This window comes from Pseudoalteromonas umbrosa (assembly GCF_030125375.1).
Lineage (GTDB): Bacteria > Pseudomonadota > Gammaproteobacteria > Enterobacterales > Alteromonadaceae > Pseudoalteromonas > Pseudoalteromonas umbrosa.
In genome coordinates this window covers 914557-939893 of sequence record NZ_JASJUU010000003.1, presented here as the reverse complement: position 1 = coordinate 939893, position 25337 = coordinate 914557, and the positions used below count along the sequence as shown (strand labels likewise).

The window sequence follows — 25337 nt, the reverse complement described above, 5'->3', positions numbered from 1 at the left end:
TTAAGTACTTAAGCTCAAACCGTAAGAAACATAAAAGCACTTAATCATTGTCTAATAATACGGATACCGTGCTCTCAATGCATATTATAACAAAAAGGTAAGTAATAGGGATGCTTTAAGGTACTAGTCTTTGTAACCAACGTCACTCTAAACCTAGTACCTAAACATTTGTATGCTAAACGGTGCGCGTGGCTATTGCAGGTGATAACTGAGATGCTTTGAAAGCTGGATACAATACAGCTACTTGGCCAAGCAGAATTGTACTCAGTGTGCCTAAAACCATATAACTTGCTGGCACAGTCCCCAGCGAAAAAGCATTGCTGAATGCATTACTCAGAACTATTGCTGCAATAATGCCTATGACAATCCCAATACTACAAAGTACCAAATTTTCTAACACAAAATACCGGATTATTTGTCCTTTGCTCGCACCCATGGCGCGCCGAATACCGATAAGTTTAGTGCGCTTAATAATGCTATAACGAGATTGCCCAAAAATCCCCAATGCCGTCACCATCAGTAAGCCGCCAATCACACCAAATAACGTATTACTTGCTGCATTTTCAGCACTGTAGGCACTTGCCTTTACTTGCTCAAACGTCTCTATTTTGTCTATTTTTCTACCGTGAAAAGACATTAAATACGCCAACGCCTTCTCCATTACATCACTCTGCTGGCCAAGCTGTGTTCTAATGATGTAATACACCATAGCATCAGCCTCTTTGACTGGAGCCAAAACCACATGCTCAACAACAACCCAAGTTGGCCATGCTGCTTGTAATTTGTCTATTACGCCAACAACACGCTGTGGTTTTTTATCTATATAAATAGTCTTACCTACAACTTGTTCCCATTCATCGGCATAAAGTGACTGAGCAAGAGGCTTGGTGATCATGATATCTATGGCATCTTTATGCCCATCAGTGCGCACGTTCAGTTCAGAACTTGGGCTAAACCTATTGCCGGCGACTAATTGTACACCAAACGCGCTTAGCAAATTTAGGTCGCCACCATAATAACCAGAAAAAGTGTCATACCTAGAGTCGGGTTCTGTTGCGACTTCTAAAAATCGTCCCCAGCCACTAAGTGGAACTCCAGAGGAAACAGAAGCGAATTCAACGCCTGAGAGAGCTCTGAGATTAGCGAGATCTTGATCTAACATACCAGCCCGAGCAGCCTCATCAACGGGTAAGTTAGTCGCAATATAGAATACATTTTGCTCATCAAGACCTGAAGCTCGCCCTATTGACTCACGTTTATCCAGAGCAAGATATACCGCATTAACCAGTATCGTGAAGGTTATCGCAACCTGTAAAATGAACAGCGATGACGCGCCAAAGTTACTTTTTAGTGACTTTAAAATTGGTAATAAATCCTTCATTCCCCATCTCCCTTACAAGCTTTTCAACTGTGTTGCAGGCTGAACTCGAATTGCTTTTACTATCGGGAACAATCCAAAGATCAAGCTAGAAACTACGGATAGCAAGACGGTTACAATCATCAACTGCACACTCATTGCCATGATATCTTTACTTAAATGTGTATAAAGTTGGCTCGATAGGAATAAGCAAATTTGACTCAGTAGCAAGCCTAAAAGCCCACCTATTAGACCGATAATACCTGTTTCAATCATATACTGCTGGATCAAATCAACGCTACTTGCGCCAACTGCGCGACGAAGCGCAACTTCACCCGCTTTGCTTTGGAATTTGGTCATTATGATACTCATTGCATTTAACAAACAAAGTGCAAAGAAACAAATGGCAAGCCAAACCGCTATTTCACTATCTGATGAATAGGCTTCACGCTCTTTTAAATACTCAGCAGGTGATTGCAATTCATTTAGCGTGGGGCGCTGGAATCGGCCCAAAGATTTTTGTTGCTCTACATAAGAATCTAAAAAGTCCATGTAAGCATCTTTTTCTAGTTCATTATTCAGTTGAACCCAGAAATAAACCCAAATACACTCTGAAGCCCAAAATGCTGCTACAGATGCATTCTCTGCATCTTTCCAGCATTCAAATGCCTGCACATTTGGCGACCAGAACTCTAAATTTAGCTGTGTTTGAAACGGCACAAATATATCTCTAGGAGATTTAAAGGCACGCGTAGACTCACCATAAAAACGCGGTAAAACAAACCAATCGTCAATGACACCAACAATAGTAAACTGGTGCTCGCCAAGTTCTATTAACTGCCCTATCGAATCTTTTCCTTCAAACAGCTGTTCATTGAGCTTCTTAGAAATTACAACGACTTGTTCACCACTTTGATCACTGCCTTTAGGCCACGATGACCCGTATAGAAAAGGAACTTCAAAAGAAGAAAAAAAATCTCGAGTAGAAGCACGTACAAACGTCATTTTTGCATCAATTGCATCTTGAGAGGGCAGCTTCAACATGTCCTTAAAGCCAGCAATAGGGATATGCGCTTGTGCTTTATCATGGCGAATAAGATTCACAGCATCTTGCACTGACATGTAGATAGGTGCATGCTCTTCATCTCTATTTCCATAAATCACCTCTGGGCTCCAGTTATTAAGCCGTACTAAATGAAGAGAATCCGATTTAGATGGTAAAGGGTCTTTTGTCATCATATAGTTGATCGTGTACGTCGTCATTGTGGCCGCAATACCCACTGCAATAACAATGATTGCCAACAAGCTCATATAACGCGTTTTCCACAAACTCAGAAATGCCAATTTGGTGTAATAAATACCCATAAAATGTCCCCTAAGCTATTTCTTGAGCGTAGTTTTCCACATCATTAATTACACCATCTTTTACCTCTATGACCCGGCTTGCGAACGCAACTTGAGAGAGATCGTGCGTTACCATGATGATGGTAGTCCCTTTTTGATTGATCTCTTTTAATAGCGACATTACACCACTGGCCATTTTAGAATCTAAATTACCCGTTGGTTCATCTGCAAGCAAAAATGAAGGAGAGCCTGCAAGTGCTCTGGCGATCGCAACTCGCTGTTGCTGACCACCAGAGAGTTGTGATGGAAAATGAGATTGGCGTTTGGCAAGTCCAACTTGCTCTAGCGCTTGTTCAACTCGCTCTTTACGCTGTGCAGCAGATAATTTTCTGTAGCGTAGTGGCATCTCCACATTATCGTAAATATTTAGTTCTGGGATCAGGTTAAAACTCTGAAATACAAATCCTATTTTCTCATTTCTAAGACGTGATTTATCTTTATCACCCAATGTCGATACCTCGACACCATCAAGCCAATACTGGCCTTCACTGGCCTGCTCGAGTAAACCTGTAATGTTAAGAAAAGTTGTTTTACCAGAGCCTGAAGGCCCTACGACAGCGACAAACTCACCTTGTTTTACCTCTAAATCAAACGGACAGAGCGCGCTCGTTTTAATTTCATCTGTGCGATAAGTCTTCGCTAACTTACTCATCCTTAACATACTTCCCCCTATTTATTGTACGATTCTTACACTTCCTGCTTCTTTAAATATACTCAGGTCAGAAATTACTACTTTGTCGCCCATTGCTAGACCAGAAATAACTTCCACTTGACCTAAACTCTTTGAACCCAATTTAATCGATTTTTTAACGGCTGTGCCATCTTCAACAACGTAGACAAACCGGCCCCCTCCAGACTCTGTAAATTGACCTCGAGGTAGAAAGTAAACGTCGCTTTTTTCTTCTAAAACAACACGGCTAGTTAGTCTTTGGTTTTGTCTCAACCCTTTTATATTCTTATCTTTAAAGCGAATTTTCCCTTCTACTTGACCGCTGACTATTTCAGGTGATATTGCAGTGAGTTCACCTCTATATTTATTGCCATTAAGCATTAAGTCTGCCCCCATACCCAGCGCTAAATCATCCGCATAGTTTTCAGGGATCTTCACCTCAACTTCATATTGAGACAAATCAACAACACTCAATAAAGGTTGGTTTTTAGTAACCGTATTTTTTTGTTCAACAGTTAAATTACCAACAATTCCTGCAACAGGTGAGACTATAGAAAGAGATGAAACCTGTCTCTGTAATTCATTAACAACAACTTGCTGCGCTTCTAATTCAAGCGCACGTGTTTTAATTTCAAACTTTTGACTTTCTTTTAATAATGCAACTTCTTTCACAGCCAATCGATACTCGCGTTCAGCATTTTGAAGATCATCCTTAGCCTTTTGAAAATCAATATCACTGACAACTTGATTCTTTTGGCCTTCTTCATTTCGGCGCATTTCGCGCTTTGCTGCATTGAGTGCTACTTGCGCTTTGCCAATATAATTCTCTTGTTCCAAGTCTTGCTTTTTGACCTGTATTTTCTCTCGCTCTAGCTGCGTTTTAAGTCGCGTTAGTTCTGAACTTTCTTGTGCAAACAAGCTCGTTAATTCTGGACTGTCAATTACCGCAAGTGCCTCGCCCATCGCGACGGTATCACCAGGAGTCACTAAGTATGTCACAGTGCCTTGAGCAGGACTGTATACTGTCGGCCGTTTCGCTGCAATAACGCGCCCTTGCACCGAAATATCTCGAACAAATTGTCCTTTTTGTACCTCAGCAATACGAATTTTCTCTAAACGAACTGCGCTTGTACCACTCAGCCAAACTGAAATTTGAGGTACAATTAAACTAAGAAAAATAGCGATACCGACGATGATCGAAATGTAGAGTTTATAGTTCCTTTTTTTCTCTATCTGCGTGTCTTGTGCGCTGGTATCAGATATATACGTCATATTACTTCCTTGAGCATTATGTAACTGCTTTTCATTGATTAAAATACACAACAAGCCCCAAAATGTCACTTAAAATAAACATTTCATTAAAGATGTGGTGATATTGAGACTGTCCAAAAACCAGTAATCCTTACAACTAGTTATATTTTGGGGATAATTTATAAGTCATTACTGAAGTTTTTATATTAACATGAACGTCAACATAGTTTAATCAACATTAAATTTTTTATAGGTAAGATTAACAATGAGTAGAGAGCAGGTAACAGAAAAATGTGCAGCTTCCATGCTGCAGCAAGTGCTTAGGAATTTATTTTATTCCATTAATTCAATTCGAAGGGTGATAAGTTATCTTTAAAAGACCTAAAAACCACAAACAAAATATTAACAAAGCTTTTGAGTTAATACTGTTTCACTGTTGCTCACAGCGCGACTTATTGCTTGTGCTAAATTTTTACCTTTTGCTTTAACACAAATACTAGGTAAACCTGGTAAAAGTACCTCAATACTGCATTGAGTTAGCGTGCCATGTAATTTTGAAGGTACATCATCAATATGAACTTTCACCTTACGAATATTGGTAACGTATTTAATTAACTGCTCACTGATCATCTTGGTCACTTTAGCCTTTGCTGAACTGCCTATCGCTTTACCAGTCATTCTTAAGTTAAGTTTCATATTTTTGACCTCGCTCATAAATGTGCGCCAATTAATCGTCTTGATAAAATAAATGATTGCGCCGATAAGTTAAATCTACTAAGGTGGAATCAAAGATAAAAGCTGATTAAATCTTATTTAGACATCGAATTTTACGAAGTATGATGAATATTAACTACAACCACCTCTACTATTTCTGGCAGGTGAGTAAACTGGGCAGTATTGCAGCCGCAAGCAAGGTGCTACACCTAACACCACAGACCATTAGCGCTCAAATAACAAGCTTAGAACAAAGGTTAGGAAAACCCTTATTTGTTCGAGAAGGCAGGGGCTTGAGACTGACAGAATATGGTCAATTGACCCAACAATATGCCAATGACATGTTTAGCGTAGCGGAAGAGTGGCTGGAAACAACTCGCGGCGATCTCGATAATATCAATCGTACCCTAAAAGTTGGGATTTCAGATGCTTTGCCAAAATCTCTCGTTTCAAAGTGGTTATCTCCACTGATCAAACATGAGCGAATCACAAATTTACATTGTATTGATGGCCAACAATCTGAGTTATTGGCTCAAATGGCCACTCATAAAATTGATTTAGTTCTCGCTGATAAACCATTAGATAGCTCAACACCATTTAAAGCCTTTTGTCATGAAATAGGTAAGAGCCAATTAGGTCTGTATGGAAATTCAGCCTATTACGCCAAACTAAGTAAAAACTTCCCGAGTACCTTGAAAGATATGCCCATCATTTTACCCGCCAAAGCAAGCCCGGTAACAAATGCAATCCAATATTGGTTAGAAGACCTAGGGATCAATATGTCAGTTGCTGGACATGTAGACGACAGTGCGCTAATGAAATCTCTTGGGCAACAAGGATTTGGTATTTTCCCAGCTCCTTTATCCATTAAAGAGGAAATAGAGCGCCACTATGACGTGACTTTTATTGGTAGCATCGAAAACGTCTATCAACATTATTACGCTTTCACTCCAGATCGACTAATTAAAGACACGATTTATTCTGAATTCGTACAAAATGCGCAGCGCGAAGGTGAATAAAGCCACCTTCGTTCTCAATATGAATTAACATGATAGAGGCTGTGTGACTAACATGCACAAACCCAAAATTACCATACATTATTGCGTACTATGCCAATGGTTACTTAGGAGCGGCTGGTTAGCCCAAGAACTGTTATCAACCTTTAGCGATGATCTCAAAGAAGTGTCACTTTCACCGGCAAGTAAAGGCGTATTCCAGATTTATTATAATGACGAACTGATTTGGTGCAGATTAGTAGATGGCGGCTTTCCAGAAGCAAAAGAATTAAAGAGGCGCGTACGAGACAAGTTAGATCCCGGTCGCGATCTAGGCCATATCGATAAACACCAAAGTTAAGACAGCTTCACCACCATATATGAAGTCAAACTAGACAGCTATTACTTATATACTCAATTTAGAAGCATCAGGCACTATACTATCATCAAGATAACAAATGTAAGCCGAGCTAAATATGGAATGATGGTAAAGCAGACACTTACACATACGTCTGCTTTGCCTTTATTAGTTATCAGTGACTCTATAAACCACCACACTCTCTACAAATACGATTATCAAACGTAATAAAGATGGTATAAATGAGTCATTAACACACTCAGTGCCTATCCGACGAATTAAGAACCGTCGCAACTTTTATGTTAAATCCTGAATTTTTATTGGCGCAACTTCATATTAAATTGACCATTTTGCAAGCTACAAAATTAATTTAGATACGACAAGGTAAAGCAAGAATGACGTAATGGCGTGGCATGCCAGTGGCAGCAACATTATGTAAAACTTTGCAATAAAAAAATTCCCTTCTGCGCCGTTCGTAAATCCACTTTCTTTTTTAATGCCAGATGAAAACTCTGCATCCATATTTTTTACAACCGAATACATTTTTTTGTAAAAGGGCAATAACATAAAAAGGCACACAACTGCGCAAGAAAAAACCAAAAAATAATTCATTCACATCTCCTTATTGTGCTACTTCACAGAGCCAAATAGCACAATAATGAAGTAGTAAATATATAAAGCTGGTGTTAACTAGGGATCAACAATAAGTCATCTACCAGCATCTCTACGTATTTGTTGCAGCAATTCATCATCTCTGATCAACCGCTTCATCACAGCCTGAACTTCTGAGCTACTTGCATTGTCGTACATGGCCAAAATATCATTTGCTAACTGCTGCTTTACTTCAGGATCACTTTCACCGGCTTGATAATACTGACCCATCAGGCCTTCCGCAGCCATGGTTTTCATATATTTATTAGGCTCTTTTTCAATAATATCTTGTAAAGATTTAGCGATACGACTATCCACAACAGGTGAGTGAGCAACAACTTCAAGGGCTTGTACCTTAAGTTTATCGTCTGAGCTATTTCTACTAATTTCCAGCACCGCATCAACCGTTTCATAATCAAACATTTCATCCTGTGTTCGATTAAGAATATACATGTTCATTTGTAACTGCCCCATCGCAGAAAGGCGTTCTTGTGGTGTTAAGGTCTGATCCAGTACTTTTCCTCTCAAGTCTTGACTAACCCGAGTCGCATACTCTGGATCTGTCTTTAATTTCAAATCATAGTCTTTCGGCAAATCTTCATAAAAGCCATAAACAGGATTGTCTTCACTGCGTTTCTGTTTGTCTTTACGTTCTTTCTCTTCTAGTACTGCAAGAATCGCTTCTTCCATAACACCATTGGATACACCATTACCAAACGCTTGATTTTCAATATCTAAAAGACGCTCTTCCAAATATTCTACACGCGCTATCAACGCGCTATTTTCCATGCCTTCATAAGATTGACGTTCGTTCGGCTCAACAAGAGAGTCGTGTTTTTGCGACTGAGTATATTGCTGTTGTGATTTTGACTGTTCAGCAAGCACAGGTTGATTATTAGGTTTAATTGAGAAATGAGAATACAACGCCATCGCAAATGCAGCTGTTGCAATGCCTAATGCAATATTATTTTTTGTTTGAGACATCTTATACCTATACCTCTAATTCATGCCTTAAATAAATACGCTTCCTTGATCCAACAGTTAACGTCACACTCTAAACCAGTTAGACACTATAAACTGTTAAAAGTTGTACACTAAATTTAGCCATACATTTAGGTCAAATTGCAATCTTTGAACAACATAAAAACAGTAATGAATTATTTTATATTAATGGTATTTCAGCTCACTCAAAAAAATAAAAAATAACCTACTGATATTAAAGAAAAATAAAGAACAAAAATCAATTACCCCCTCTTCAAAGGATGTAGCAAGCATAACGTTAACGTAAAGAAACTTTATTCATTACGATTCGGTTTTTATTGAACATTCTTCAAATTTCGCTTTTAGCCACTGCAGTAAACATCTGACAGCTTCACTTTGCACCGCTTGCTTGGATGTGACAAAAAAATAAGAAAATGGCATTAGCATAGGCTCATAAGGTAATTTAACCAGTGTACCTTGCGCCAACATTTCACTGGCAATGTGGTGCCAACCCAGTGCGATACCTTGGCTATATTTAGCTGCAGTTAAAGTATGACCAAGATGGCTAAATGTTCTAATGTTTCGATTCGGTATGCCGTTAACAAAATGCTGTTCAAGCCAATCTTGCCAATTAATACAACCAGGCGCATCTTCCATTCCACCTTGATAACTTAGCAAAGGAGCACCTTCGTCCAGCGCTTCTAAATAATTTGGCGCACAAACAGGATAAACCCACTCAGATGCAAGGCGTGTACAACTAAGCCCTTGATATTGCCCATGACCAAAGTGTAAATGCGCATCGACATGGTGACAATTAAAGTCAATGAGCTGATCTTGTGCGATTAGGATTAGCTCGATATGGGGATAACATTGGTAGAACTCTCCCAATTTTGGAATTAACCAATGCTCAAGTAACGACGGGATCACAGCCAACACAACTCTCTCAATTTGAGTCGAACGACGGGCTGCAACGACCCCATACTCTAGTACGTTGAACCCTTTACTCACATGCTCATAAAGGCGCACCGCTTCTGGCGTTAAGGTCACGCCTTTTGATTTACGATGAAACAGGCTCATACCTAACTGAGATTCTAGCAACTTCATTTGATGGCTAACTGCACTGGGGGAAATGTGCAGAATGCCAGCCGCCACCGTAAAATTTTGCTCTTTAGCAACCACAGAAAAAGTATGCAGCGCGGTCAATGAGAGGTTTAAATTACCCATGATGTGAAAATACCTCAAGTCACTTTGAGTTATTATCGCTTCTATATATCAGCTGTCAATTTCATAATAATCAGCAAGTATTTTGTAATCGCACTGCACTAAGCCTAGGTGCAATTTAAATTTAGAGGATACCTATGTCTATTCACACAGCGGTTATTTCTTGGCATCGTCAACCAAATGAAGCATTTATCGACGCGAAATATAATCGAGCACATACTTGGCGTTTTGATGGTGGCATTGAAATCGCTGCATCATCTTCTCCCTCGGTTGTGCCTTTGCCATACTCAGAACCAAATAATGTGGACCCAGAAGAAGCATATGTTGCATCACTATCCAGTTGCCATATGCTATTTTTTCTTCATTTCGCAGCACAATCAGGGTTAATCATTGAGTCCTATATTGATAATGCTTCTGGGATAATGGGTAAAAATGGACACGGCAAAACAGCAATCACAGACGTGATACTCAAGCCGCAGATCACTTGGCACCACACAAGCCAAATTGATGAACACATTATCTCTGAACTGCATCATCAAGCCCATGATTCGTGCTTCATTGCAAACTCAGTAAATACACGTATTAGGGTGGAATAAACAGCCGATTACAATGCATTTACCCCTGTTATTAACATACTCTTAGAAGTGAGCTGAGGGTATCAACCAAGCTCGGTGTTAGTTGGTTTCCAATTAATGCTGAGCGTGTATTTACTATCAATCTGCACGTTTAGTTTCCATCCGAAACAATCACAAACCTGCGACAGTATTTGACTACCAAGGCCGTGTCCTGAGTGCGTCGGCTTTGCTTTAATGGTATTGTCAAACACTAGTCCATCTTCATCACACCTTAATCGCAGCGCGCCATCACCATGTTGCAATGCATTTTTCGCCACTTGTATTAACAGCAGCTCAAACAGTTTAGGCTCAATAGCCTGCTTTCCCACTTTGTACTCATTAACAAGCTCTATACTCAGACCATGTTCACGCCATTTTGTTTGCCACCTCATTAACCAAGGCAGCAAAGCATGGCGTCCAAGCTTTGCTTTATTAGGGTGACTCAATAGCAAGACTGCTTCAGCAATATCAGTCAGTGCCTGTTGCCCTCTTTCAAGCTCATCAAGCACGTCTAACGCTGCCAAAGGGATTTCATCAATTTGCTGTAACCGGCTCATACTGTGATGAATGTGAGTCAATGGTGTTCTCACTTCATGGCTCAAAAATGCTGAAAACAAACGCTCTTGTTTTTGCGCATGTTGCTGTGCAAAACGTGCCATTTTTACCATAGACTGTAGTTCGGACATTTCAATAAAACGCGCACTTGGCACTTCATCTGTCTCTAAGCTGCGCGTAACTCTATTTAGATCGCGACTCATAGCTCGCCAAATTCGCCAGACTAATAACCCTAAAGGAATTAACATAAAACTACTCAAGACGATAAAGATCGGCACTAAACTTGGTGAGTCTTGGTGAGAAAAAAAGTGAATGACAAATAATGAGCGACCCTCACCATCTTCACTTTTGAGGACATACATATCACCATTAACGGATGGTAATAAAAACGTATGTTCAAATTCAATATCGTCAATATTCAAAACAGCTTGGTATTCGAGGGGCATATCATCTAAAAAACCGATGAACTTCTCTTGTGTCATCAGAGGCAGTGTAAGCTGTCCACTGTGTGCCAATGCTAAATCTTGATAGAGATAATGCTCTGTTGTGTCATCCCAAGCAAAATGATAGACCCAAGTCGCCACTTGGATCCAAATTGCAATAAAAACCAGAAAGAATGCACCTACCCTAAGGATAAAATAACGCCCAAGGCTTTGAGGCTTATTCATCATTGCACCTCAAGACCACACCTTGACTTTTAATGGTATGAATAAGCTCTAATTCAGTGGCTTTCGATATATTACGACGCAACCGAGTGAGCAGTGATTTATACATATTATTGTTGACGTCTTGATCTGGCCATATATGAGCTAAGATCTGATCTTTGCTCACAGGCTTTGGACTATGCTTAGCAAGCAAAGATACTAGTTGCCATTGCTGAGGAGAAAGCACCAAAGCTCGCTCTCCTCGCTTTGCTATTTTCAATGAAAAATCAATAAACAAACTATCTAGTTCAAATATCGAGGCTGTTTGCGAGGCCTGCTTTTGAGCCAAGATTTTAAGCCTAATTGCCAGCTCTGGTAGCGCAAATGGTTTGGTAATGTAATCAAGTGCGCCTGCTGAAAAAGCAGCCAGCTTATCTTCGAGTGATGTCGCCGCGGTGCAAAATAACACAGGTACACCTTGACCAAGAATATGCTCAGACAGCAAATTAAGCCCACTCCCGTCTGGCAGGTCCATATCTAAAATCACCGCATCATAGTGGGTATATGTTTGCGTTTGTGCTGCAATTTCTTTTGCACTTGAGACTGAAGTGGCATAATCCACTTCAATGCCTTCAAATTGCAAAAAGTCGATTAACTGTGCAGCTAAAGATCTATCATCTTCAACCAGCAAAACAAGCATAAAACCTCTACACTGTTACCTTGTGGTTACCATGCCATTGATATTGTAGCGCCAACTAACAGGAGTCAACCATGAGAGTCACAAATATGTCTTTAATTCCTTTAATTGTAGCTGCCCTTTGTATGTCTGGCTGTAACTCAGATTCAAGCCCTACGGCTAATAATTCCGTTAAGAGCAATACGGCAGAGACAACACCTAGTCAAACTCAACAAGACAAATCAACCATGGTGTTTGTAAATGGTGACATATATACAGTGAATGAGGACAAGCCTTGGGCGCAAGCGGTTGCAATCAAAGACAATAAAATTATATTTGTCGGCACCACAGAGCAAGTGCAGCAACATATTGGTGAAAACACCCAAGTTATTGACCTTAAAGGCAAGATGATGATGCCAGGCTTTCATGATGTACACATGCATCCATTAGAGTCTGGATCTGATGCCACTCAATTTACCATTCCTGAAGCCGAGTCTACCGATACTTATATCGACCTTGTTGCAGATGCCGCATTTCAAAATCCAAATGCCCAATGGTTGATTGGCTATGGGCACTCAATTAGCACTTTGCTAGAAATGCAAGACAGTCCTATTGATGTATTAGATGAGGCAGTACCCGACCGCCCACTTATCATTATGGAGCAAACATCTCATTCAATGTGGCTCAATAGTAAAGCAATGGAATTAGCGGGGATCCACAGAAATAGCCTAGACCCCATTGGCGGTGTTATTGGCAAAGACGAGCAAGGCAACCTTGATGGGATCCTTTACGATAATGCTGGTAACCAAGTTATGGAGCTGGCTATGCGCTCCCTGACCAATACACAACAAAACGATTATTTAGGACTTATAGAATATACCATGCCTGCGCTAAACAAAGCAGGGATCACCTCAATCAGTGATGCGAGAACCTACTGGCAGCGCGGACACTTGGAAACTTGGCTGAAAATTGCCAACGAAGATAAGCTAACACTCAGAGCGCATTTAGGTCTGTGGGCTTACCCGCAAATGAACGATGCCGCACAGCTAAGTAAACTAAAATCTCTTTATCAAGCAGATCCAAATAGCTTGTTAAAAGTAAATCAAGTCAAGTTTTATGTAGATGGTATATTAGTTAACACGACCGCTGCGATGCATGAACCGTATCACCAAAATTGGCTTGAACTCGATGGTAACAATGGCCTTAACTACTTTACTCAAGCACGTCTTGAAAAATACATAAAAGCGTTGGAACCAACAGGATTCGATTTTAATATTCATGCTATTGGTGATAGAGGGATCCACGAAGCGCTTAATGCCATTGAAAATGCCTCATCGGGTAAGTCTCGTCACAGATTGACCCACTTGGAAGTGGTTGACCCAGCTGACTATGCGCGCTTTGCTAAACTCGGCGTGATAGCAGATGCCCAAGTCGCAGGCGACTTTACTGACCCAGGTCACTGGCCTGAAAATATTCCTCTTTTGGGTGTAGAACGCAGTCAAGACTTGGTTCCAATCAAAAGCTTAGTTGAAAGCAATGCAACCTTAACGCTGTCCAGTGACTGGAATGTCAGCCCATTCAACCCATTTATCGGTATCAGTAATGCGATATCAAGAACACCGCAAGCTATCACGCTCGCACAAGCACTCGAAGCCTACACAATAAATAGTGCTTATGCGATGCGACAAGATCACTTGGTTGGCAGTATAGAAGTAGGCAAACTGGCTGATTTAGTCGTGCTAGATAACAACCTATTCGAAAGCACAGTCAAAGAAATCGCAAATACGCAGGTCACGATGACATTGTTGGATGGAGAAATCGTCTACCAGCGCTAAATTGAATAAAATAGGGGCCTCACGGCCCCATCGAGCACCACTTAAGTGCAACAACTCGGAGCTATCTTTAGCTTTTAATGATTTTCTATTATCAGCACATTGTTAGTATCGTTACTTTTTTACTCATCAAATACACACTAAACACTTACTCAACATAACTGGCACGTTCCATTACATTTTTTTGTTTAAATATACTGAATAAATACTAGATTATTTTAAAAAGGACAATGCTACCATTGCGCAAATTTTAAACCTGTATAATTTAGTAAGTTACCCATACCATGTTCAAAGCATCCGTAATATCAAGAATATCAGTCGGATACACGGTAGTTCTCCTGGCAATGGTTGCCATCAGCGTTTTCTCTCTCTTTAGAATGTCTGAGATTGATAGCAACTTGAAAAAAGTGACCCAAGTCGCTCAGCCTATTGATATAAAAGTAAACTCTGTAGAAAGTAAGCTTGATCAGCTTAATTTGTCTGTCTATCAACACTACTATACAGATGATATTTCTGAACAGTTAAGATTGGAAGGTTCCATCAATGCTTATCAGAAAAAGATCCAACAACAACTCGATGCGATGGCAGAGCTGTTCACGAATTTACCTAATAACGGTGAGAAAATACAAGTTGTTGAGCAATTTGAAACCAGTAAAGCACAGGTATTTAACGCTCAACAAAAATCAATGAGCGTCGCGAGCACTGCGCTAAAAAACAAAGCCACACTCAAACAGTATCAAGCACAGATCAATCAGCTTGATGAGCAACTTGCGAAGATTACTGAACGCTACAAAAAATATAGACAAAACCAATTAGTGACCGCCTCTTTAAGTCAACTCAGATATGGTATTTCTATCGCGAAGCAGTTTTTGTTGATCAATAACTTACAAGAGCTTCAAGCCCTATCACAAGAGTACAAGTTGTGGCTATCTGATTATGTTAAAAGTGGCTACCAGCTTCAGTCTATTTCATCGAGCGCAGCACTCGAGCGAAATATTCTTACTCCACTAGGCGCTGTAGCGACAGATCTTGCTTGGATCATTGGTAAGCAAGATGGCATTAAATCTCTGCAAAGTAGTTATCTTTCTAGTAAAAATGTCCTGATCAGCAACCTAGCTCAAGTAGAGTCAGGCTTACAACAGCTGAAATCAGATATGGCTCGCATCAGTCAACTCAGTCAAGATTTTAGTGCTGCGGTAGAGTCGCAAACAACTGCATCAGTTGAATCAAGCTTCACTTGGATCTCTGTAGCAACACTCGCCACACTCATTTTCGGTATTATGACAGCGCTGTATATTACACGCAGTATCAGCCGCCCACTTAAGCAAACTGTTGCAGATATCGAGAAACTCGCAACAGGTAACCTAGGTGAGCAAATCGATGTAACGGGTAAAGATGAATTTGCGCAATTACGTCAATCACTGCAAAGTTTAAGAGTTGCCTTTGCTAATATCATTACCGATATAAAGACACAATCAGAACAGATCAATCATTCTGTAGATACCCTATCAAACAGCGCACAGCACACAACCACGATTGCAAATCAGCAAAAAGATCAAACCACACAAGTGGCCAGTGCAGTCCTTGAGATGACCGCCACATCGAGCGAAATTTCTGATACTGCAGTACAGGCAACACAGCTTATGGCACAAGCTGATACCCTTGCCACTCAGTCCCAAGGCTTAGTGCAACAAAACCAAACCCTAAGTGAGCAGCTACGCTGTGATATGACATCTGCTGCCGATGTGGTGGCCTCTTTAGATAAAGAATGTCGCCAGATCGAAGAAGTGGTTAATGTTATTGATACCATCGCTGATCAAACCAATCTATTAGCACTGAATGCCGCTATCGAAGCAGCGAGAGCCGCAGAGCATGGTCGAGGCTTTGCAGTTGTTGCAGATGAAGTGCGTACGCTGGCTATGCGAACACAAGCTTCAACAGAGCAAATTCAAACTAAAATTGATCAGTTACTTAAATCGTCAGATCTAGCCGTGCAAGCACTTAGAAGCTCAGTGCAAAATACGGAGTCCTGCACCCAGATGGCTAAGGAGATTGATGTACAAATTAAAGAGTTTGCCCAAGGCGTGAGCGATGCGCACCAACTTAATGAAGTGATTGCGGAAGCCGCAAAACAGCAACATATCGCCGCTCAGGAAATAAGCACAAGCATTGAAAACATCGATGAGCTTTCGTTACAAACGCTCGACCAAATTCAACATAACAATGCAGCTGCGAATGAGCTTGATAAAGCATCTGATGCGTTAGTGACAATGAACGAGCAGTTTAAGGTGCAATAGAGATGAACATGACGAAACTTTTATACCTAGTAATCATACTATTGCTTTGGCCAACCATTGCCAGTGCCAAGCAACAACTCGACCTTTACACTTGGCGTCAACAAGAGCAGTTGTTATGGGAAAAGATCAATAATCAAAACTTGCTTGGCGATGTCCAAGTAAATGTAAAAGTCATTGACTTTGATACATATCAGTCCCATGTACAGCTGGCAATGCAAAATCAGCGTGTTGATCTTTTTCAATGGATGCCAGGCCCTGCGGCACTGGCACCACTGATTGAGCACAACCTGATCTCTGCGCAAAGCAATGAGTTAACTTCTATTAATTCCAACGCACTTCCGGCGGCGACAGGTGCCGATGGCAATATATATGGCGTCCCATTTGCAATGCAACTAGAAGGGGTATTAGTCAATAAAAAATTACTAGAAAAGCATGGTTTAAATTCACAACCACGCTCTGTTGCTCAATTGGAAAATGTGTTTGCACAATTAAAGCGTCAAAATATTACACCACTGCAAATGGCCAGTGACCAATGGTATCTATCGCAAGTAGTTGCTGAAGTCATGGCTGCGGGATTACTGAATGCATCTCGAGCACAAGCGCTTATTGCGGGCCAAGCTTGTTTTACAGATCCTGACTATGTAAATATTTTAAGCACATTGAAAAGCTGGCATGCACAAGGTTTTATTAACCAAAACGTCTTAACGCAAGACTATCATGGCATGGGCACCAGTAAAGCGCTTGGTAACTCAGCTTTAGCATTGGATGGCGGCTGGCGCGCAGGGCCAAACTCAGTGTTTTATCAAATAGATAAAAGCTACCAAGTTGGCTTTTGGCCTATCCCTGGACAAAGTGGCAAGTTCTATGGATTTGCTGACGGTACATACCAAATCAATGCCACCAGTGAGCATGCAGCTCTTGCACAAAAGGTGCTTGATTTTACAACAACCAGAACTTTCGCTAACTTATTTGCAAATACCCTGAATGAAATCCCAGCTTATGATGGACAGGTTCAAATCAGCAGTGCAAACCTTAGAGCGCAAGCCCAGCTTTTAAATGAGCAAAGCTATGATGCGAGCTTATTTACTGCTTCATCATTAAATCAGGGATCTCCAAATTACCAGCAACTTGTTGCTGAGGCCATAAGGCAAGTGTTTTCTGGCGTATCAGCGCAACAAGCCGCACAACATATTCAGCAAGGTCTAAATAGCTGGCAGTATATTGGCACTCAAATCTGCCAAAAATAAATTTTAGTGCGGGTTAAAATAAAGATTAACCCGCACTACAAATATATAAATCCAACATTTATATTAAAAATATAATCAGAAAATCATTTAGTATCGAGGCTCTTATCTATAAAAAATAAAAATGCAAAGGAGAAAGCATGAAATTCAAGAAGAGACTCTCTTTAAAACTCATATCTACAGTCTTATTTCTTTCATCAAATAGTGTGTTTGCAACATTAGATCATCAAGTTAAAGTTAGTGACAAAGAACAAAGGTTGATCAACGATATTGCTGAATTTACTGAGCTCGTACACAGAGTTCGATATTTTTATCCAAGTAAAACAAACGAATCCACTGCCTGGGAATACTTCCTGAAAAGTAGCATTCAAACGCTTTTAAATCAGCCTGAAGAAAATAGATTAGAACATGGATTAACCTTATTGAAGTCTATTACTCCTTTAATAGAAAGAGAGGCAAATAGCTTACCCAAGCTAAATGATAACTATAAACTTCATCATTGGATAAACTTTGGTCCTCGCAATTTCAATTTTTATTTCAGATCTATTTTCGAAGCTGATCCGTTATATATTCCAGCCCCAGAAACTCAAATTTATTCAGATTCGTATAACGGTAAACCTCTTTATTGGCCTTTGTTTATTCGAACAGAAGATCTCTATCTAGGTACCGCCTATGAAGCCAATGAAGGTAAAGTGTCATTAGAAGATACAGCCACATGCATGGCTGCTATCAGTTCTATATGGGGTGAAATACAGCATTTTTGGCCTTACTTCCATCAAGTTAACGTAGACTGGCAGTCCAGTCACCTGGCTTTACTTAAAGGCTGTCTTGGCGATATTGAGCAACTTGAGCAAATAATTCAAATTGAGTTCACTAAGCTCCAAGACAATCACGTGTGGGTTGGAGTCCCCAGAGAATACCGAGAATCTAATTATTACCAGCTACCATTACGGCTTGATCACATAGAAAACAAAGCTATCGTAACGAATAAAACGCCTTATTTAACCTTACAAGCTGACATTGGTGATGAACTTTTATCAATCGATAATACTTCTGTCTCAAAGTTAGTTGAGGGATATAAAAAACGCACATTCAAAAGTGCTCATAGAGAAACGATTGAAGCAACACGAATACTGCCACTACTTTATGACGGCCCAAAACTGGTCGATCTCGAGTTTAAAAAACCTGATGGAAGCACATATACGACGTCCACGGCTTCAATACATCATGAAGTTATTGGACCGTTTGAGAGACCAAAAAAAGAGCGCTCTATCATCAATCAATTAGGCGATGGTTTAACCATTTTCAGACCACAAAACCTAACGACACAGAAGGAATTGCAAACGGTAAAACAAGTCTTGGCAGACAGCAAAGGGGTGGTGCTCGATATGCGTGGTTACCCAGCAAATCTTATGTTGACAAATCAAGCTCTGGGGATGTTTACGGATAAACAGTTAATGCTTGGTGAATTCTCATTCTTTATTCAATTTTTACCTAACAGGGAACAAGCATTTAAGGCAGAACAAGTTAGGCCGACACCGGCAACACCAAAGTTGTTTGACGTACCTGTCGTTGCGATTACTGGACGAAATAACCAAAGCGCAGCAGAGCATATGATGCAATGGGTTCAATCTATAGGAATACCTATTTTAGGTGAGGTTACTTCTGGCATTAATGGAGAGCACATTCACGCTCAAATTTTTGGCGGACACGCAAATGGGGGTTTATCTTTTCGATATACAGGCGCATTAGCGAACCAACTTGATGGAAGTAAATTCATCGGCGTTGGTATTCAACCAGATGTAAACGTTCCGATTACACAAAAATCTATTCAAAATAATATAGATATACAGCTGAATGAAGCAATTGCACTCATCAAAATGATGCTTTAAGGTTTATTAATACATTACAGACTGCCTGTACTGGCAGTCTGACAATCACTGATGCTAATTATAATCGACTTTAAAAGTTCAAAAATGTCAAAAGACTTCGCTTAAAAGTGAGAAGGTAGGCGTGTAAAGATAAAATGAAGATTCTACTCTCATAAACACATAACCTGAACACACCTCGAGAGAATAGCTAAACTTTTCCACGACGAAAGCTAGCTGATACAAGCATAGTCAAAGGCTACTAAAAATCTTGGAAAATTAGAAAAAATCATGAAAAAACAGTGACAAAAAAAAGCCTACCACAATTTTATCCTTAAAAATTCAACACCCATTATTACAATATGTGAGCCTCACTTTTTGAGTGCCTCTCAACTTTTTACGCGCACTTTCACTATTTAATGAAGCAAAGTAACAAAAGCAGTACTAAAAACCCTGCCTGAACAGCTTGCTTACCCATGATTGATAAACTGGATTATCAAAAAAATTAAAAGCACTACGTCTACCAAACCCAACATTAAATTTAACAAGCCGAACAGCATTTCGAACAAATTAAATGACTAATTTAAAATTTAAAACATAGAATAAAGTATAAGGTATCAATCAAAGAACTTGATATAGATCAAAAACCATCAAATATAATAAATTAATTTACTCTAAATTATTCTCATTTTTTTGAGTTTAACTTGCCTATTTTTAAAAAATCTATTGTAAGTAACAAAACAAAAAACATAACTGACAAAAAGACAGCACATCAAAAACCACCAATGATAATAAGTATCATTACAATAAAAAGATAAATAAAAGTAGACTTTTCATAATTTTAAATTCCAATTCAAATTAAAAGGTGGAATTTTTATTCTTTGCGGCGCATCAAGACATCTAAAAAAAGCTATTAAATTATAGTTAGAATACAAAAAGAGTATTCTAGCTTCACATTTTCGACCGAAGTTAATACCAAATAAATCAACAATATAATCTGAAAAGCCATTTTTATTTGCTTACTAAACCACTACCCCGTTAAAAAAATACACATTTGACACAAATAAGTAACATCATGTACAAGAAAATGGAGGACTGTCCTCAATGAAATAAATTAAATTTAAGAAGGAATTAAAAATGATTGTTGAAGCACCAAAAGAGAAAGTATCTATCTCTGAAAAACTTGATGCGCTAAAAAGCAGCTTTTCAGATCAAACGCTAAACATTGCTAATGTTGATCAAGCACGTGTTGATAGCATTTCTGTAGCGCCTCCTATCACAGCTTGGAACTGGTCGAAGTCATTCGAAAAGTAACCTAAGACGTGATAACTATGCTGTTAAATACGTGTATTTAGCAGCTTTTTAAGGATAAAAGCATGAATACACTTACCAACGAATTACCCAAGTGTTTAGAATTTAACAGCGATCGTTTTGCTGACGTATTCAGTCAATGTAAAATTGACCTTTTGGTAGATATTTTTAAACGAGAAATTTTATCACACAAAGAACTATCAGAATTGTTTGATAAGCTTTCTAACACTTTCTCTTCTGAAGAGTTATACCACTTTTTCAAGCTCCCAAAACTATGGAAAATCATTTTTACTAGCCGTGGTAAAGATGACTATATTGACCGTATAAAAGCACTCTTTCTCAACGAATTAAAAGTAGCTGAATTAGATAATCAGACCATATTAAATAGCGCTTTAATCGAGCAGCCACAACTAATCTGGAACTTACGCTCTGATATTGCCTATAACCCATTGACACAAACAGCATATAAGAATAGTTACCTACACAAAGAAACAGGTATTCTCATTGATTACTTTAGTGACCTTGCTCGCGGCGAGCAAAGAGATATTCCTTGGGGTGACACAGGAATATCGCAACCCCTTATTGACAGCACGACGCCAAAAGTTATCTCTGCAATAGATTATATCCAGTCCGTCTCACCAGCATGCTTTAATGTTTTAAAAGCCAGTATCTACTCCATCGTTGTTCGATTTGACACCACTAAAAATAAATTCAACTGCGCATCGACCAATATATGCAACGGACTTGTGGTGTTAATAAACCCACACCTCAACGGGGTAAGTATTGAAACTCTTGCAGATGCCATTGTGCATGAAATGACACATAACCTATTTGATATTGCAGAGCTTTATGAACCTTGTTTGCCGACCAAGTTTCACCCTCAGACGATCAAATCGCCTTGGACGGGCAGAATGCTTGACCCTAATACCTATATTCAAGCTTGTTACACCTGGTATGGATTAAGAAACTTTTGGCAAAAAGCCTATGCACACTTTAATACCGACAATGCACACAAATACCTGCAACAAGCATCAAAAGGCTTTGAGCAGGCTGAGTTTGTGCGTATCGCGAAAAACTCAGACGAAATCATAAACACAAAACTCATAACAACATTAGAGCGCTTAAAATAAATAGGAATTAAAGATGTTGAAGTTTTTAAGCAGCCCAAAGGGACTTTCTTCTATTACGGGAATTTTTTCACTGTCATTAGGCACTATTTTACTCGGAGTGATCATTGCATTCGTATTTGCGGATAATAGAATCAATAATGGCATTGCTGGCAATATTTATAAAATTGAAACCCAATTTAATTTACCTAATGGAGAGCAAGTTAATAGCTCCCAAGCCCCAGCGGCACTAATACCTGCTCTATCTGCATTCAATGAAATCGAGCGCGTCGGCATAACACATAGAGAAATAATAAACGTATTACACAATACCAATGAAATAAAAGATGCGCAGGTATATGCACTTAATGAAGCGGCATTTAATATGCTGTCACTCAGTTCAAATGGTGTCTCTGCAGTTGAAAATAATCAGGTATATTTATCAAACACATTTGCCAGCAAATTCACGAATAATCCTGCCAGTCTAATCGGACAAACTTTAAAGCTAGGTCAATTGGGTAGGTTTCAAATTACACAAGTAATTGAGTTAGATGAGAGTTTATCAATTAAACCAGACCTCATGATTGCTTTTGCCTCCACCTTTGAGCCTGTTATTCAATCACATTACGGTAATTGGTATGACACACATGTTCATCTATTCGTTGAATTAAACGATAATACATCGCTAAATCTAGATCAGGTCGTGTTAGAAAATGCCCCTCAAATACCCGGTGCCCCTTTCACACCTTCTTCATTTATCCACTTATCCAAGCGCCCTATCTCCCAATTACATTATGATTTAGCGCTGCCTGATGAGCTGGGGACTACATTTGCTAAGTCAAGCTTATATCTGATATACGGTGTGTGTGGTTTTTCATTTTTGCTCGGCTGCATCGGTTTTTTTAGTGCTGTGTCTTCTGTCCAAATCTCACACTTAGAGCGCATAAAAACCTTATTAAGTATCGGCGGCAGTTATGGCCAAATTACACTGAGCGCATTACTCGACAACAAGTTATCTCTGCTTATTGCCAGTGTATTATCGTTATCTTTTTTTTATTTTGGTATGCAATTTCTCAGCGCTGAATTTTCACTTTTAACCATACTAAGCACAACACATATGTGGATAATTTCAGTCTGTATGTTGTTGTTACTTGCCTCTATGTATATTTCAATTATCTGTCTTGTCATACATAAAATTGTGACTTCACAAGAAGATCAGACAATTTCAAGATCAGCAGGCGTGAGTACCATCTGGATGACGCAATTGACCATCGTCATGCAAACGCTCATCACTGCGATGGTCATGTTTGTCGCTGTCAGTGTGACCTACGAATTGTTTTCTGCTAAACAAGCGAACTATGGATATGATATTAGCCGCACACATTACGCAAAATTAGACGGACACAATGACCATTTGCCCACGCGTACTCGAGATAACATAAATACCAACCACGGCAGGGTGTCAGAAGTGAGTAGTTGGCGCCCTTTCGATAAATCAGCGAATTACATTTCAATATCAACAGCACAACAAAAGTTGGATGAGCAGCTCACACCTGTCCACTACTTTTTTGCTGGCCCTAGTATTGCGCAAGTGCTGGCGCTTGAAGTATTAAGCAGCAACCAAACAACCTTAGCGCTAGACAAGGTGAATAATGACGATGGCAAAACTCGTGTCATTGTCACCCAAGCCTTTTCCAAACTGTTCGACAATATTCGGATAGATCAGCTCATCAACCATCAATTTTATGCCGATTTTGGCGAAGGTTTGACTAACATTGAAATTGTACAAGTCGTGAGTAACTTCTATCTAGGTAAAGTGAAAGCTGACTTTGATCCCATCATGATAGTGCTTGATGACACGAAGGCAAATACCTTACTGGTTAAGCATGACAGTCCAGCAAGTTTAGTGTCTAAATTATCCCTAATCTCTAGTGAACAAGCCCTAGACGCAGAATTTTCAGACTTGAGTAAAATCGTGTTCTACTTGCTTTTTGTCGTTATTTTAAACATCGTCTTGATTGCGATGAACACCATTGCTAACTCACTGGTGGATGCTGAAAGACATAGCGACTCGCTGCATATTATGAAACAACTTGGCGCAGACTTAACAGCCATCTTTAGCTTTGTATTTAAAAAGAATGTCTATTTATACATAGCTTCATCACTCATTGGGATACTGCTGGGTTATATCACCCTTTATCAGCAATTGATCCCTCTAGATCAGATGCAGTTTAGCTTCTACCACTATGCATTATCGCTCTTTGTTGTCTCGACACTTATCGCCTTTATCATTGCATTGAATTTTGGCGTGATAAGTAAAAAGTACTTGTCAGAATAAGGAGTCATGAGATGGATACAGTCATAGAGCAGCCAAAATATAACAAAGCTAAAATCATCTTTGCCATTGTCGTTATTATACTGTCAATTGCATTGGGGCTTTTATACAGCAATCAATCAATCTCCAGTATACCGATTAAAGACGTTAATCGCGTTAAAATTGCCAGCGTAAATCCAAACATCACTGCTGTGGGTACCATCAAACCCAAAAAATCAATTAAGCTATCTTCAGATATTGGCGGTCGCGTTAAGTATTATCTCAACAAGAAAAATTCATTCGTAGAAAAAGGCGAGATACTCCTTGAGTTAGAAAACTACGATTACATTCTCAAGCTCACAGAAAAGATTGCGCAAATATCAGAGCAAATAAGTAACCTTAAAAATATGCGCTTAAATCTGCGTCGGGAATTAAAAACCTCAAAACTTTCATTAGAGGATGCCATTTTTCAAGTCAATGTATTGGAAAGGGAGCTCGCTCAAAAACAACAGCTGTTACGAAATAACCTAACGCAAGAGTCGGAAGTACAGGACGTACAAAGTAACCTCACCCGTTGGCAAGCAAAACAACAAGTATTGGCAAGTTATTACCAATCACAGAAAGACCATATCAAACATCAACTTGGCGAAATCAATGATACGGTAGATATACTCAACACCCTCCTGCTCAAACTGCAAGAAAGCGAACAACAGCTAGTGATAAGAGCACCTATTTCAGGCAATTTATCCGGCTTTGATATTGAGTTTGGTCAGCAGATATTACCTAAGCAAGAGTTTGGTTCTTTAGATCTCATTGATGACTTTTTAATTGAAGTAGAGCTCAGTGAGTATTATTTGAGCCGTGTTCATGACGCCATGCAAGCCGAGGGAAGTATCAAGAATCGCGATGTTGCGTTGAACATTATCAAAATTTTCCCTCTGGTAAAGCAAGGTAAATTTCGTATGCACCTTGAAGTACCCTTCCAGCAGAGCATGAACACGCAAGTCAAAGTTGGCCAATCTATTGAAATATCCCTCACAGACACAGCAGACACAAAGCTACCAAGCGTACCTTTGAATGCCACATTTAGAGAAAATAACGACACGTTTATTTATTTGTTGAAAAGTAACCAATCCAAAGCAGTTAAAACACTGTTGAAAATCAAGGAGCAGATTGGCGATAAAGTGCTCGTAGATAACCCCAACATCCTTGGCAAAGAGCTCATTATTTTGGATTGGAATAAGAATTATAAAGAGGAGCTGTACATTGAGTAA

At 39.5% G+C, this 25337-nt stretch carries 21 protein-coding genes; 11 read left to right on the top strand and 10 right to left on the bottom strand.

Annotated features, from left to right (window positions below; translation table 11 throughout):
- Positions 1–175: 175 nt before the first annotated feature.
- From QNM16_RS13895 to QNM16_RS13875, 5 genes are all read right to left on the bottom strand, one after another.
- Positions 176–1381, bottom strand: a complete 1206-nt coding sequence (locus tag QNM16_RS13895) for an ABC transporter permease (RefSeq protein WP_284021044.1) — start codon at positions 1379–1381, stop codon at positions 176–178.
- Positions 1382–1393: 12 nt separating this feature from the next.
- Entirely contained in the window at positions 1394–2722 is a 1329-nt protein-coding gene (locus QNM16_RS13890; protein WP_284021043.1) for an ABC transporter permease, read from the bottom strand.
- A 10-nt stretch (positions 2723–2732) separates the two neighbouring features.
- A complete protein-coding gene (locus QNM16_RS13885) occupies positions 2733–3422 on the bottom strand; it encodes an ABC transporter ATP-binding protein (RefSeq protein WP_284021042.1) in 690 nt (229 codons plus the stop codon).
- A 12-nt stretch (positions 3423–3434) separates the two neighbouring features.
- Positions 3435–4703 carry an efflux RND transporter periplasmic adaptor subunit gene (locus QNM16_RS13880; RefSeq protein ID WP_284021041.1) on the bottom strand — a complete coding sequence of 423 codons (1269 nt, stop codon included), beginning with the start codon at positions 4701–4703 and terminating at the stop codon, positions 3435–3437.
- 381 nt (positions 4704–5084) lie between these two features.
- Entirely contained in the window at positions 5085–5378 is a 294-nt protein-coding gene (locus tag QNM16_RS13875) for a hypothetical protein (RefSeq protein ID WP_284021040.1), read from the bottom strand.
- Between the two features lie 143 nt (positions 5379–5521).
- Here QNM16_RS13875 and nhaR point away from each other — a divergent pair, with 143 nt between their 5' ends.
- Positions 5522–6415 (top strand): transcriptional activator NhaR, encoded by an 894-nt coding sequence (gene nhaR / locus QNM16_RS13870; RefSeq protein ID WP_284021232.1) that lies wholly within the window; start codon positions 5522–5524, stop codon positions 6413–6415.
- 52 nt (positions 6416–6467) lie between these two features.
- Positions 6468–6752 carry an Rdx family protein gene (locus QNM16_RS13865; RefSeq protein WP_284021231.1) on the top strand — a complete coding sequence of 95 codons (285 nt, stop codon included), beginning with the start codon at positions 6468–6470 and terminating at the stop codon, positions 6750–6752.
- Between the two features lie 354 nt (positions 6753–7106).
- On the opposite strand, the gene QNM16_RS13860 is transcribed toward QNM16_RS13865, so the two are convergent.
- The 3 genes from QNM16_RS13860 to QNM16_RS13850 all read right to left on the bottom strand — a co-directional run bounded on the left by QNM16_RS13860 (position 7107) and on the right by QNM16_RS13850 (position 9605).
- Complete coding sequence (locus tag QNM16_RS13860; RefSeq protein ID WP_284021039.1) at positions 7107–7361, bottom strand: hypothetical protein; 255 nt, start codon at positions 7359–7361, stop codon at positions 7107–7109.
- A 96-nt stretch (positions 7362–7457) separates the two neighbouring features.
- Positions 7458–8384, bottom strand: a complete 927-nt coding sequence (locus QNM16_RS13855) for a hypothetical protein (protein ID WP_284021038.1) — start codon at positions 8382–8384, stop codon at positions 7458–7460.
- A 318-nt stretch (positions 8385–8702) separates the two neighbouring features.
- Complete coding sequence (locus tag QNM16_RS13850) at positions 8703–9605, bottom strand: LysR substrate-binding domain-containing protein (RefSeq protein ID WP_284021037.1); 903 nt, start codon at positions 9603–9605, stop codon at positions 8703–8705.
- 134 nt (positions 9606–9739) lie between these two features.
- On the opposite strand from QNM16_RS13850, the gene QNM16_RS13845 reads away from it, so the two are divergent.
- Entirely contained in the window at positions 9740–10198 is a 459-nt protein-coding gene (locus QNM16_RS13845; protein ID WP_284021036.1) for an OsmC family protein, read from the top strand.
- A gap of 62 nt (positions 10199–10260) precedes the next feature.
- On the opposite strand, the gene QNM16_RS13840 is transcribed toward QNM16_RS13845, so the two are convergent.
- The gene (locus tag QNM16_RS13840) at positions 10261–11442 is read right to left on the bottom strand and encodes a sensor histidine kinase (protein WP_284021035.1); all 1182 of its coding nucleotides are present in this window, start codon (positions 11440–11442) and stop codon (positions 10261–10263) included.
- The gene (locus QNM16_RS13835; RefSeq protein ID WP_284021034.1) at positions 11432–12115 is read right to left on the bottom strand and encodes a response regulator transcription factor; all 684 of its coding nucleotides are present in this window, start codon (positions 12113–12115) and stop codon (positions 11432–11434) included. Before QNM16_RS13835 ends, QNM16_RS13840 begins: the two co-directional genes overlap by 11 nt.
- A gap of 71 nt (positions 12116–12186) precedes the next feature.
- On the opposite strand from QNM16_RS13835, the gene QNM16_RS13830 reads away from it, so the two are divergent.
- The 8 genes from QNM16_RS13830 (at position 12187) to QNM16_RS13795 (ending at position 25337) form a co-directional block, all read left to right on the top strand.
- Entirely contained in the window at positions 12187–13926 is a 1740-nt protein-coding gene (locus tag QNM16_RS13830) for an amidohydrolase (RefSeq protein ID WP_284021033.1), read from the top strand.
- A gap of 281 nt (positions 13927–14207) precedes the next feature.
- Positions 14208–16220, top strand: a complete 2013-nt coding sequence (locus QNM16_RS13825; protein WP_284021032.1) for a HAMP domain-containing methyl-accepting chemotaxis protein — start codon at positions 14208–14210, stop codon at positions 16218–16220.
- Positions 16221–16228: 8 nt separating this feature from the next.
- Positions 16229–17467: an extracellular solute-binding protein gene (locus tag QNM16_RS13820; RefSeq protein ID WP_284021031.1), complete on the top strand. Its 1239-nt coding sequence runs from the start codon at positions 16229–16231 to the stop codon at positions 17465–17467.
- A 137-nt stretch (positions 17468–17604) separates the two neighbouring features.
- A complete protein-coding gene (locus tag QNM16_RS13815; RefSeq protein ID WP_284021030.1) occupies positions 17605–19356 on the top strand; it encodes a S41 family peptidase in 1752 nt (583 codons plus the stop codon).
- 1113 nt (positions 19357–20469) lie between these two features.
- Complete coding sequence (gene darA / locus QNM16_RS13810; protein ID WP_237136156.1) at positions 20470–20646, top strand: darobactin family peptide antibiotic; 177 nt, start codon at positions 20470–20472, stop codon at positions 20644–20646.
- A gap of 62 nt (positions 20647–20708) precedes the next feature.
- Positions 20709–21773, top strand: coding sequence for a hypothetical protein (locus tag QNM16_RS13805; protein ID WP_284021029.1), 1065 nt, complete (start codon positions 20709–20711; stop codon positions 21771–21773).
- Positions 21774–21786: 13 nt separating this feature from the next.
- Positions 21787–24087 carry a darobactin export ABC transporter permease subunit gene (gene darB, locus QNM16_RS13800; RefSeq protein WP_284021028.1) on the top strand — a complete coding sequence of 767 codons (2301 nt, stop codon included), beginning with the start codon at positions 21787–21789 and terminating at the stop codon, positions 24085–24087.
- An 11-nt stretch (positions 24088–24098) separates the two neighbouring features.
- Positions 24099–25337 (top strand): RND transporter, encoded by a 1239-nt coding sequence (locus QNM16_RS13795; protein ID WP_284021027.1) that lies wholly within the window; start codon positions 24099–24101, stop codon positions 25335–25337.